This window comes from Methylomonas rivi, assembly GCF_024505165.1.
GTDB classification, from domain to species: Bacteria; Pseudomonadota; Gammaproteobacteria; order Methylococcales; family Methylomonadaceae; genus Methylomonas; species Methylomonas rivi.
Genome location: NZ_JANIBK010000038.1, coordinates 19,332 through 30,976 on the forward strand (window position 1 = coordinate 19,332; position 11,645 = coordinate 30,976).

Consider the following 11,645-nt stretch of genomic DNA (forward strand, 5'->3'; position numbering starts at 1 on the left):
TACAAAAAGAATTTATATTTTAGACACTACTTTCTTAATCATTAACGATTTCCCTGTTTATAAAATCCAACGCCTCTTTACGCCAATCGGCCAACTTTTGATTAACGGCATCCCAATCGATTTGTTCCTGCAAAAGAGTTTCTGCATTGGCTACGGTTAAGTCGGTCAATAAACGCTGTTCCAAACCCACCCGTTTTAAAAGCGCCTTGGCCCTTGCATTTAAACCGCTTTTGCTGCCGCCTAGCCCGATAGTAATAAAGGGTTTGTTAAATAAAACGCTAAATACCGTGCCGTGAAAAGAATTGGTTACCACAAAATCGGCATGCTTGATATAACCCAACCATTCTTCCGGGCCGGGATATATGGTTTCGCCTATAACTTTCCAGCGCCGCATGGGATTATGCGGCACTAAAATATCCAGCGACAACTTTTCGGCAATATGCGCTTGAATTTCTGTAATGCCTTCGCCGCTTCTTAAGACATAAGAAAACATATACGGCTTCTGTCTGCCGGGCGCATGAACGATAGGCGTGTAATCGGTTAACAGAATGGTTGGATCGGGCATCCAATACACATCGCGCCCGGATAGTTTACGCGCTAACTCAACCCCGGTTTGCTCGCGCACCGAAAGCGCATCGAACGCCTTTAGCAAACCGCCGATTTCCTGATGACTACTGTCATCCAGCGTATCCCGGCCGAAACTGGCGGCGTAAGAAACCCGCTTTTTTTGCTTGTCTCCGAAACTCAGGAAATACGCCGGGTCGACGCCGAATTGTTCCGACGGATTCCAGATTTGATCGCTGCCGCAAACGTATACATCATACGCTGGTGGGGCGTTTCTAAGTTCGGTAAGGCTTTTATAGCTGTTATTGGATACATGCAAATAATGTTGGCGAAACGCGGCGAATTTTTCTTTCAAGCCGTGGTTATTTCGCAGCAAAGAATAGAGTTTGGTTAATTTTTGATAGGCAATTACCAGATTGGCCCGAATATTCTTTTTACTGGTAGGCAGTTTAAAGCCGCCGCCGCCTTCGACATAATCGGGGTGGTAGTTAATGATTTCCGCTTCAACCCCAAGATTACGCAGGCAAGTAACCAAGCCGTAAGCCTGAAAAACCGCCCCGTAGTTTTCAGCAAAGTGGAATGTTAATATCCCTATTTTTTTCATTTAATAACTCCAGTTAATTATGAGATATTGAGACATCGTTGTGCTAATATTAATTAGAAATATTCTAGCTCTTAAACACATTGCCGTAGTATGTGTTTTCTTTTCGAGTAGGCTCGTCGGATGATTTCATGTTTGCAGCTACAAATAACCCAAATAATTCAGCCAAATGTAACATGCCACTCCCGGCTGTGAACATTCTAATTAATGCGGGCGTAATAAATATGGCGGCCTGAATATTTTCAACACCGCCTTTTATAAATCCTCTTATGAATATTTTAAACACGTAAACTAAAAAAATAAAAGTAACGACAAGGCCAAACACGCCAGATTGCAAAAATGCATCCAACATCATATTGTGAGGGCTGTAATATTGCGGTCTGTTATAGCCAAAAATATATTCTCCAATACTCATATCCGAAAAAACGTGGCCAATTATCCATAAGCGTCCGGAAGTGGATCTGTCATCGGAAACGCGATCGCTTAACAGGTTAAGGGCCCAGTCAAATAACTTAGGATTAAGAAAAACAAACACGGCAAAGCCGATAAAACACACAAAGCCCACAAACATAATTTTGAATAGGTTTTTGTGGAAATTCTTAAAAACGTCCTTAAATGCCAATATTATTATTATCATAAAAATTAACCATGCCGAACGGCTAAAAGAATACAGAACAAGATATAAACAAATTAGCGCAGCCGGCATGCTTATGTAAATGGGCGTACTTTTGTTATGAAAAATCATTGCCACAATGATTAGCGGAACAATCGCCATGGTATGTCTTAACCCCTTACCGCCCTCTTCAAAAACGCCCGAGTAGAGTGAGTTATGAATAAATCCTTCCGAGGAAGAAATCTTTGTATTAGGAATTAAAGTGCCAAAAGCCAAATAAAAAGAAACTACTGTGGAAAACACAAGCACTAAGCATGCAAAAGGCCAAAAGTTTTTCCAGATTCTGGTTGGATACAAAAGCAAATAAGTTCTTGCGGCATAATATGAAAGAAACCCATAGATATACAAGCTAAAAACTTTTTGAATGCTCCAGTGGTGGTAATTGTTTAAATAGCTTGGCAAGCATAAAACTAAAAAACTAAAAAACAAAAAGATCAAAACTTTAATTTTAACCGGCCCTATTGAACTGTTGCCCTTCCAAAGGTAAAAAATAATCAATGGAAATGCGGCAACCGTGGCCGGGCGTACCGCAAATAGGTTAATTCCTGGCACCCCTTGCCATACCCAGGAGAGTGACGATAAAAAAGCAAGTAAAAGCACCGCACCTATAAACATTAATAAACCTTGCCGCAATATTAAATAACAATTGTTAATTTTTTATGAAACACATGTTAGTCTAAAACCAATATCAGCCAAAACATAAAAGAGGGATTGATGTAATAACCCCTATTTTTTTCTTCACGCGGCGAGTGACTATAATGTTTAAAAGCAGCATTGTTACTGCGCTGCCAACCGCAAAGCCAACATTACCATAATATAAAGCGCCGATTGCCATTGTTATATAGCCAACCAACAAGGAAAATATTCTTGACTTAAATACAAATAGCTCTTGCTTGCATAAAGAAGCAAAAAGTAGATTCGCACCGGACATCACATTTACTAACTGCCCAAACATTAGAACAATTAGCATTAAGTAGTTAGGCAATAATTGTTCAATTTTAAAAATATCGAACCAGAAGGGGGACAGTAAAACAATCACCAGAACCATTAGGGTGGCAACGGGCAAGGCCATTACCAATCCTTTGTGGGCGCATTTCTGAAGTGCGCTAAGATTTTTTAATGCATATTCTCGGGCAATTTCAATATTAATAGCCCAATTCACAATCACTTGCGGCAAGGAAATTAAATTGGACGCCCGTCGAAGCAAGGCATACACGCCTAGCGCAGTATCATCCAAAAATATTTTTGCAATTAAAACGTCCGATTGGGCAATTAACGCACCAACTATTGAAATGCCCCAAAACGTATAATATTCTTTATTGTCTTTTTCAGTCTTATTGCCTCTACATTTCTTTAAATACGGAATCGCAAAATAAAAAGCAAAACAGCAGCATAATAAAAGCGACGCACTGAAAGCTACCATAAGCATGTTGGCTGACGATGCCCCCAGCATCAAGCAAACGGTAAATCCGATTAAAAAAAACAGGTAAGGTAGGCAGTCGCTGATGGCTAAACTAAAAGTAGCCGATTTAGAGACCCGGACAACGGAAACAATTATATTTAATACGCTGTATAAATAACCGGAACAAATAATAATTATAAGGGCCTGCAATACATCGCGACCATAGCTATTTGCTAAAATAGCATCAATATCCACGCCGATATTAATTTCGTTGGCCAGTAAAATCCAAGGCAACGAAACTATAATCAGCAAAATACCGGTAAAGTAGAAGCTGCGTAAAAAAGCATGCTTAAATAATAAATAGTTTCCTAAGCCATTGTGTTTGGCATCGCCATACGCTAACTCTCTAATAAGAAATTCCGAGCCGCCAAAGCCCACTACGACGGATACAATTCTGCAAGCGTTAAAGAGAAAGCTAAATCGTCCGAATTCCTCAAGGCTAATAAATGCAGCAATTATAAAAACTGTAATTGACTGTAATAAAACCGTGCCAAACCTAATTGCATATAGCCATAATGTTTCTTTCCTAAAAATCACCCTTAAAGAATCAATTTTGTTTGAATTCATTAATTTTGATCCTTTTTCCTATTAAGCTTTCTACATCTGCTTCAACATTCGACAGTTTTTGCCTTAGGACGTCTTCTGTCTGTTTGGATAACTTTATATCCGGAACCGCTACTTTTCTTAAAACCATTTTCCTTAGACGCACTCTTACGCTGTCCGAAATAAAAGGTCTAATATATTGGCGATAAACCAGTGAATTCACCACTAATGATGCCAGCCTTCCGGTGCGTCGCAATTCAGTGCCTTTATTTTGAACCGCCTCAATATCTATTGACCGATCTATCTTAACGCCTAAAAATTTGGCGACATCATTGATCACTTCAATTCTATTTTTCTTTAAATCCGAGAATGACACGCATAACAAATTTTCTATACCAAACCTTGAAATCCAAGGAAGTAACTGTTTTGCATAATCGCTTATTGCTAAATACTCGGCATTTTCCAAGACTACACGATCTATTTCATCGGCGCTGATCAAGCCGCCGGCAATGTCATGTTTTAAGTGGCTATAAATGCGCTCAATCGGGTCGCGCATTATCATAATGAGTTTTAAGTTATTTCCACATAACTGATATGCTTTATCAACTACGCCTTCGAAAATCGGCAGTTTAGTGTAATCCGTTGAAGCTTCGCCGCACAATTGGTTGTCAGCCGCGCCTTTAAAATGCCTTGAGTATTCCGATTTGATTTTATCTTGATCGGAAAATTTCGTTAAAATAGCAGGCTCTTTTTCCGAAGGCATGTATAAAGACTGTAGTTGACTTAAATCGCTATACAATGTGGTTGTTCCGCATTTCATAGACCCAATGATTATAAAATCAGGCTTATTCTTCTCTTTGTTCATCATAAAACTGAAAAATTAAATTAGTAGAATCCATCAAAATACACTATCGGTCTGACGTGCCAATATTTTCTTTAACCACAAAAGAATCTTCTATAAAACTCATCAACTCCTTCCACCACATCATTTCGCTATTAAACGTTTGCTTGTATCCGCCCCACAATACAAATCCATCCGCATTTTCTCTTAAGAAATTCAACTGTGTTCGCCAGTAGTCCGCGGGTACCTCGGTACCTTTAGGATATTTCCCGCCTTGCTCATGAAAATTTGGCCAAATAAATGGATAAACCGGCTTTCCATTGCCTAATCGATGCGCTTCGTCGATAGAAGCCTTGGCTCTTGCAAGCCAACCCCGTTGATCGGAATTAATGGTGTACAAGGAAGGAAAAAATGCATCCACTGATTGCGCGACATCCATCATACGGCTATTTTCTTTTACCCATTCGCCATGCCCCCTACTGCCGATATTCTTTGCTCTTGAAAAATCAATAACCGGAGCAACCCCGTAGTATCCAACAGGTATATTCGGCAAGGATTTTTTCAAAATATTCATTGTCACCAAATAGTTGTTTATGGATTTTAAATATACCTTACTGCCAACCTTGGCTAATGGCCAGTGTTCTATATCAATTACCGTAACTTCGTTTTTAGTTTTTATCTTTTGAATGGCTTTTTCTATCACGGTCGGCTCTGGCATTCTAAAATCATTTTTCTTAGGGCCGCGAGGAAAGAATTCCCATGCATACATTACATTAATGGGTTCAATGCAATATTTCTTTAAATCTTGTAACTGTTCATATAATAAAGCATTGAATATTATAAAACGCTTACCTGTGTTTTTATCTTCTAGCCAACAGTCGGCTTTATTCTGGGCATTTGCACTATAACAAACCATCTGAAAACAGATGCACAATACTAGCAAAGCGCATCTATGCGTATTTCTGTTTTTATTTATGTTCATGACACCCACCTTAGTAATAAATGTAAATTAGCTTTGTTTTTCTATGATTTCGATTGGGGCGTCACCCCCATTCAGCAACCAATCGTATGTTTTTTGCATTTTCCCCGCTAATTTTTTCCATGAAAAGTCCTGCTCCATCCATATTCGGCCATTTATTCCCATGGCATCTATCTGATTACTATGTAAAGAAAGTGCATTTCGTAACGTATTAACCAGTTCTTCTTTAGTATTATTAATATACCAACCGCATTTTTTTGTTTGAATATCCTGCCATGGGGTATTTACTGTTGTTATTACAGGTGTACCATGCGCCAAGGCTTCCGCTATCGCAATACCAAAATTTTCGCTAAATGTCGGCAAGACAAATAGCCGTGCCGATGATAGTAATTTAGTTTTTTCATCTCCCAGCACCTCGCCAACAAATGATATTCTGGGTGCATGCAAGGTTTTGCTTAATTCAACCATGTCTTTTCCGTAGTCAGAATCTAATTTTCCTGCAATAACAAGACTCCAATCCTGAAACTCATTTGCGATCTGCCCCCATGCCTGAATCAACAAGTGCACACCCTTTTTTGTGTGTATCCGACTTAAGAAAACCAATTTATTTTCTTTTTGTGGCGCAAGATTTTCAATTTCGGGAAATTCGACTCCGATTGGAATTAAAGAGATAGGCTGCATGAACCCCAAACGTCGAATATCTTCAACTTCTTCAAGCGACGTAGCATGAAAACAATCCACTCTATTTAACGCAGGCTTTTGAAAGAAATACCAAAATGGCCGTTTGATATATTTTTTATAATTCCAACTCCATTCGCTCAACATTCCATCAGGGCTCCATATAATTTTTGTCTTGGCCTTTTTGGGGATTATTAGCGGCATTAAATTCATTATGCGCCAAACACCATGTCCATGAACAACTGCTTCTCCGGACAACATTTCTGAACGAATGGTTTTAATGTCACCAATTGACAATAGCCCTATTTTAGTAAATTTGTTTTCAAATAATTTCAATGATCCAAGATAAGGCCATTCTTTCGGTTTTTGGCCTGTGGCCACTACAAACACTTCATTACCCAAAATAGTTAGGTTGTGGGTAATAGCGCCTACCGAAACCGTTGTTCCGGCAGATAAATTATTAATTCCCTGTATTATGTGATAAATCTTCATAACTTTTCCATTTTTAATTAGTTATTAATTATTTAACTCAAAAACATCAGAAAATTCTCTAATGGCACGGGTCTTCGAAAAACTTTGCTCGAATAGCTGCCTTATTTCCGATACATCTACTTCACTAGCATATTGGGAATTAATTGCGGTAATCAGTTGGCTATAATCATTTTGTTCCACTATTTGCCCGCTGTTTTGTTTTTGGATGATTTTGGCTAATTCTCCTTGCTTATCTCCAATAAATATCACCGGCCGCCCCACCGCCAAAACCCCATAAAACTTGCTCGGCACAATCAGGCTTTCCAACTCCGGTTTTAAGCTAATCAAATGCACATCCGCTACGGACAGGCTTTCCGAGAGTTTTTCCCTGGGCTGGTAGGGTTTGAACATTACGTTGGATAAACCTTTCTCCCGGCATTCCTGCTGCACGCGAGGCAATTGCGCGCCGCCGCCTATCAGCAAAAACACGATGTCCTCCCGCTGTTTTAAGGCTTGGGCCGCATCCAGTATGGTGGAAAAGTCGTGGCTGCGGCCCAGGTTGCCGGAATAGCCGACCACGAACTTGCCTTGCAGGCCCCATTCCGTGCGCAGCGGGTTTTGTTCATGCGGAACGGGCTTAAGCTGTTCGCCGTCCGCCCAATTGTGGATGACGGTAATTTTATGGCTGGGTATGCCTTCCCGGCGTAAGCGTTCGGCCATTAATTCGCCGATGGCGATGTTCATTTCCGCGTGGTGCAGGGTTTTGTTTCTGATGGTTTTTAATAGGCTATAAGGCAGGCCGCGCGCCAGTTTTACCCCCAGTTCCGCCGCCACTTCCGGAAACAGGTCTTGCAGCCAGTTGACCAAATGCGCGCGTTTTATGGTCGAGACTAAGGCGGCAACCACGGAAATGAGGGGGGGGTCGGTTTTGGCGATGAGTGTATCGCCCGCTTGTGTCAGTTTAATTAAGGTAATGAAGGACGCGGCATAAAAGCTCAGATAATCGATGGCGCGGCCCAGCAGGTTTTGCCGGCCAAAGCGGGTGGTGGCTATGCGATGCACGTGTACGTCTTGAATAACTTCGTATGCCGGCAGCCGGGCCGCCGCATCGTCGTAACGCTGGCGGCTGGTAACTATATGTATCGATTGCCGATTGTCTAGCTTCGCTAAGCCAAAGGCCAAATCGCTAAGCATTTGACTGGTGGCGGAGTGGTCCGGGTAAAAATACCGGTTGATGAAGATTAGTTTAGGCTTGCTGGGTTGAGTCATAAGGCATTATCCGTTGCTGTGATTCTCGATTGGGCTGTTTTTATTATCCACTAACATTGGATAAATCGTGAATTGACATTTGCGGGCGCGATTTTTTTCAGGTTTTGCATGATCCGTTGCTGGGGGCCGTTGTTTAATTTTTAGATTGTTTTTTTAGGTAACTACTCAGTGAATGCCATAAGCCGATGCGTTGGGTTACGGCTAGCGCCTAACCCAACCTACGCTGAATAGTTACCAAATTGTTTAATGTAGTTTAGAACAAATTCGTTAGATAAATTTTGGCTGGAAATAGGTGGACAGAATCCTTTTACGCACTCTATAGGCTTAGCCAATTTTCCAAGTCTTTGATATCCGTAAAATCCAGCAGGGCAACGGCTAAATCCTCCAGCTTTTCCAGCTTCATGCCGGGTAGTTGTTGTAATGCGGTTTCTACTTCCGGCTGAAGACCAAATTTACGCCGTAGCAAGCGGGTTAGCAAGGCAATGCTTTCTTCTTTACGACCTTCTTGTCGACCTTCTTGTCGACCTTCTTGTCGACCTTCTTGTCGACCTTCTTGTCGACCTTCTTGTCGGCCTTCTTGTTGACCTTCATTTCGGCCTTCTTGCCGTTCTTCCTGGGCAATTTCTTGATAAAAACGGGTTTGTTTCAATTCGGTATCTAATCCCAGCATGGTTTTAATCTCCTCCCGCGTCAGGTGTCGCAGTTTGTAGACGAGTAGGGTTTCGACAATGCTTAGAATGTCAAGGCCGTGCAAGAAATAAGGCGGCAGAATGCTTTTGCGCGCTCTATAGGCTCAGCCAATTTTCCAAGTCTTTGATATCCGTAAAATCCAGCAGGGCAACGGCTAAATCCTCCAGCTTTTCCAGCTTCATGCCGGGTAGTTGTTGTAATGCGGTTTCTACTTCCGGCTGAAGACCAAATTTACGGCGTAGCAAGCGGGTTAGCAAGGCAATGCTTTCTTCTTTACGACCTTCTTGCCGACCTTCTTGTCGGCCTTCTTGTCGACCTTCTTGTCGACCTTCTTGTCGACCTTCTTGTCGACCTTCATTTCGGCCTTCTTGCCGTTCTTCCTGGGCAATTTCTTGATAAAAACGGGTTTGTTTTAATTCGGTATCTAATCCCAGCATGGTTTTAATCTCCTCCCGCGTCAGGTGCGGCAGTTTGTAGACGAGTACGGTTTCGACAAAATTCAGGATGTCTATGCCTTGTATGGTACGTTGTTTTACCAGTTTTTGTGCTATCTCGATTGTTTGCTGATTGTGACAGACAATCAGGCTTAACAGTGTTTGTGACGGCGTTAGCGTGGTTAGGTTTTGGTAGTCATCCAGATAGATTCGATGCAACTGCGGTAATTGGGTAAATGGTTCAAATGCTATGCTGGCAGGCTTTTCTATAGTCCGGCTTGGGTAAATCACCATGGCCAGCCAGGTTCGTGCCGGTTTTTGTCGATAAAGGTATAGGGCTATTTCACTGAAGAAACGTCCATAAAACTCGCTGTCGGGTTGGTATTGGACCTCTGCGAAAATCAGCGGGTATTCTGTGTCGTCTGCAGGTTTAAAAAGCCCATCGATTCTAAAGCCGGTTTGTTTGATTTCTTCAGAGACGAAGCGATAGCTATCGCTGCGGTAAGGCAGGTTTAGTAGCTCTAACGCCAATTGCGGCCAGTCAAGAAACAATCGATAAAACAGGCTGTCGGTTTTCATGGGTGCATTATCCGTTGCGAGTGTTAAGGGTTTCTGTCGGGTTTAGGTTTACGGTACCAACCAATTTTCCAGGTCTTTGATATCCGTAAAATCCAACAGCGCATCCGCCAAATCTTCCAGTTTTTCTATTTCCATATCCGGTAATTGTTGCAATGCCGCTTCCAGCTCCGGCAGCAGGCCGAATTTGCGGCGGAGCAGGCGGGTGAGCAGCGTAATGCTTTCTTCTTTTCGTCCTTCTTTGATACCTTCTTTGATGCCTTTCTGCCGCTCTTCCACGGCAATTTCCTGATAGAAACGGGTTTGTTTGAGTTCGATGTCTTGTAAAGCCAACATAGTTTGGATCTCCTCCCGCGTCAGGTGCGGTAGTTTGTAGACGAGTACGGTTTCAACGAAATTGAGGATGTCAAGGCCGTGTATGGTACGTTGTTTTATCAGTTTTTGGGCAAATTCGACAGCTTGTTCTTCTTGGCAGGCAATCAGGCTCAACAAGGATTGAGCCGGATTGTCCGATTGGAGTTGCCGGTAGTCTTCCAGATAGATGCGCTGTACACTAGATTTAGTTATAACTCAGAGCATTTTATGACTTCCATCATCAATAAATCACCGACTCGCACCATCAATGTTCGAGTGCCTGAGTCCGTTTTCCAGCAACTAGAGGAAATTGCCAAGGCAACCGAGCGAACAAAAAGCTTTGTGGCTCTCACTGCGTTAAATAGTTACTTGCAAGAACAAAGTTGGCAAATTCGAGATATAAAAGAGGGTATTGCCGAAGCCGACAACGGGGAGTTCGCAACGGATGAAGAAGTAACCACTGTCTTTGCAAAATATGGAGCTTAGGGTTTCGTCAAAAATAACATCCCCGTATTTTCGGGGATGGTTGCCGGCAGGAGGGGCTTTAGCCCCGGTCGAGCCGCTCATCGCGGCTAAAGCCGCTACTACAAGGGAATATATTTCGGTAAGTTGTTTCCAACCATATCCTTAAATGGACTCGCGGTGCACTTCAAAATCTCGATGACATCGCCTTATACATTGCACAAGATCATCCTGTCCGCGCTCAATCCTTTGTTCGCGAGCTCAAACAGAAAATAGAAAATTTAAAGGCTTTTCAGATCGGTCAAGCTGGACGTATTTTTGGTACAAAAGAGTTTGTTTTGCATAAAAACTATATTGTCATTTATCGTGTTAAAAACGATCAAGTACACGTACTCCGCATCCAGCATTGCGCTCAAAACCGTTGATACACGCACTATCACTTGTAACAGGTAATAGTGAAATAAATACCGTTAGCCTTTATGCCCTTGAGGGTAAACCCAGCCTACGCAATTGATCGGTTGCGGCGGCATGAAACAGCCGGGTTTGGCGGACAGGGAAGGGGGCTTAGCTGTCCGCTTCCAAGACTTGCCAGCCGCCGCCTAACGCCTTGTAAACCGCCGTTAGCGCGGTGGCGGTGGCCGTTTCGCTTTGCGCCAACTGGCTTTGGTCTTGCAGCAAGCGGGCTTCGCTGTCCAGCACGGTCAGAAAATCCGCTATGCCTTCCCGGTAACGCAATTGCGCCAGTTCGCGAGCTTTGGCGCTGGCCTGGGCGGCGTTGACCAGCAAGGCCCGCCGGGCGCGTTCCCGGTTGTAATTAACCAAGGCGTTCTCGGTTTCTTCCAGCGCATTCAGCACCGTTTGTTCATAGTTGGCCAAACTGGCTTCGGCGCGGGCGTCGGCGGCCTTGATGCGGGCGTAAACCCGGCCCAGATCGAAGGCCGCCCAGCTGATTCTCGGTCCCACCGAATAGGATTCGGAGCCGGGGGCGACCATCGCCGACAGCGTGCTGGCTTCCAGCGCAATGCTGCCGACGAAGGTCACGCGGGGG

At 43.0% G+C, this 11,645-nt stretch carries 13 protein-coding genes; 2 read left to right on the forward strand and 11 right to left on the reverse strand.

The window, feature by feature from the left end:
* Window positions 1–34: 34 nt before the first annotated feature.
* From NP596_RS09365 to NP596_RS22015, 10 genes are all read right to left on the reverse strand, one after another.
* Entirely contained in the window at window positions 35–1,168 is a 1,134-nt protein-coding gene (locus NP596_RS09365) for a polysaccharide pyruvyl transferase family protein (protein WP_256615062.1), read from the reverse strand.
* 64 nt (window positions 1,169–1,232) lie between these two features.
* Window positions 1,233–2,453 (reverse strand): O-antigen ligase family protein, encoded by a 1,221-nt coding sequence (locus NP596_RS09370; protein WP_256615063.1) that lies wholly within the window; start codon window positions 2,451–2,453, stop codon window positions 1,233–1,235.
* Window positions 2,454–2,526: 73 nt separating this feature from the next.
* Window positions 2,527–3,867, reverse strand: a complete 1,341-nt coding sequence (locus NP596_RS09375; RefSeq protein WP_256615064.1) for a lipopolysaccharide biosynthesis protein — start codon at window positions 3,865–3,867, stop codon at window positions 2,527–2,529.
* Window positions 3,848–4,708, reverse strand: a complete 861-nt coding sequence (locus NP596_RS09380) for a sulfotransferase domain-containing protein (protein ID WP_256615065.1) — start codon at window positions 4,706–4,708, stop codon at window positions 3,848–3,850. Before NP596_RS09380 ends, NP596_RS09375 begins: the two co-directional genes overlap by 20 nt.
* 43 nt (window positions 4,709–4,751) lie before the next feature.
* Entirely contained in the window at window positions 4,752–5,666 is a 915-nt protein-coding gene (locus NP596_RS09385) for a hypothetical protein (RefSeq protein ID WP_256615067.1), read from the reverse strand.
* A gap of 27 nt (window positions 5,667–5,693) precedes the next feature.
* The gene (locus NP596_RS09390) at window positions 5,694–6,833 is read right to left on the reverse strand and encodes a glycosyltransferase (RefSeq protein ID WP_256615068.1); all 1,140 of its coding nucleotides are present in this window, start codon (window positions 6,831–6,833) and stop codon (window positions 5,694–5,696) included.
* A 24-nt stretch (window positions 6,834–6,857) separates the two neighbouring features.
* Complete coding sequence (locus NP596_RS09395; protein ID WP_256615069.1) at window positions 6,858–8,081, reverse strand: glycosyltransferase family 4 protein; 1,224 nt, start codon at window positions 8,079–8,081, stop codon at window positions 6,858–6,860.
* A 316-nt stretch (window positions 8,082–8,397) separates the two neighbouring features.
* A complete protein-coding gene (locus tag NP596_RS09400) occupies window positions 8,398–8,835 on the reverse strand; it encodes a DUF4351 domain-containing protein (protein ID WP_256615070.1) in 438 nt (145 codons plus the stop codon).
* Window positions 8,836–8,866: 31 nt separating this feature from the next.
* Complete coding sequence (locus tag NP596_RS09405; protein ID WP_256615071.1) at window positions 8,867–9,784, reverse strand: Rpn family recombination-promoting nuclease/putative transposase; 918 nt, start codon at window positions 9,782–9,784, stop codon at window positions 8,867–8,869.
* 48 nt (window positions 9,785–9,832) lie between these two features.
* Window positions 9,833–10,348: a DUF4351 domain-containing protein gene (locus NP596_RS22015; protein ID WP_256615075.1), complete on the reverse strand. Its 516-nt coding sequence runs from the start codon at window positions 10,346–10,348 to the stop codon at window positions 9,833–9,835.
* A gap of 15 nt (window positions 10,349–10,363) precedes the next feature.
* Between NP596_RS22015 and NP596_RS09415 the strand changes: the two genes are divergently transcribed.
* Window positions 10,364–10,621 carry a CopG family ribbon-helix-helix protein gene (locus NP596_RS09415; protein ID WP_256615072.1) on the forward strand — a complete coding sequence of 86 codons (258 nt, stop codon included), beginning with the start codon at window positions 10,364–10,366 and terminating at the stop codon, window positions 10,619–10,621.
* A 137-nt stretch (window positions 10,622–10,758) separates the two neighbouring features.
* On the forward strand, window positions 10,759–11,022 hold the full coding sequence (locus NP596_RS22020; protein WP_371927930.1) for a type II toxin-antitoxin system RelE/ParE family toxin: 264 nt from the start codon (window positions 10,759–10,761) through the stop codon (window positions 11,020–11,022).
* A gap of 139 nt (window positions 11,023–11,161) precedes the next feature.
* On the opposite strand, the gene NP596_RS09420 is transcribed toward NP596_RS22020, so the two are convergent.
* On the reverse strand, window positions 11,162–11,645 hold a 484-nt coding region (locus NP596_RS09420), incomplete at its 5' end, for a TolC family protein (RefSeq protein WP_256615073.1).

Bases quoted from the DNA above. Each gene is read 5' to 3' on its own strand.
- NP596_RS09365 (WP_256615062.1), bottom strand. From the start codon at position 1,168: ATGAAAAAAATAGGGATATTAACATTCCACTTTGCTGAAAACTACGGG.
- NP596_RS09370 (WP_256615063.1), bottom strand. From the start codon at position 2,453: ATGTTTATAGGTGCGGTGCTTTTACTTGCTTTTTTATCGTCACTCTCC.
- NP596_RS09375 (WP_256615064.1), bottom strand. From the start codon at position 3,867: ATGAATTCAAACAAAATTGATTCTTTAAGGGTGATTTTTAGGAAAGAA.
- NP596_RS09380 (WP_256615065.1), bottom strand. From the start codon at position 4,708: ATGAACAAAGAGAAGAATAAGCCTGATTTTATAATCATTGGGTCTATG.
- NP596_RS09385 (WP_256615067.1), bottom strand. From the start codon at position 5,666: ATGAACATAAATAAAAACAGAAATACGCATAGATGCGCTTTGCTAGTA.
- NP596_RS09390 (WP_256615068.1), bottom strand. From the start codon at position 6,833: ATGAAGATTTATCACATAATACAGGGAATTAATAATTTATCTGCCGGA.
- NP596_RS09395 (WP_256615069.1), bottom strand. From the start codon at position 8,081: ATGACTCAACCCAGCAAGCCTAAACTAATCTTCATCAACCGGTATTTT.
- NP596_RS09405 (WP_256615071.1), bottom strand. From the start codon at position 9,784: ATGAAAACCGACAGCCTGTTTTATCGATTGTTTCTTGACTGGCCGCAA.
- NP596_RS09415 (WP_256615072.1), top strand. From the start codon at position 10,364: ATGACTTCCATCATCAATAAATCACCGACTCGCACCATCAATGTTCGA.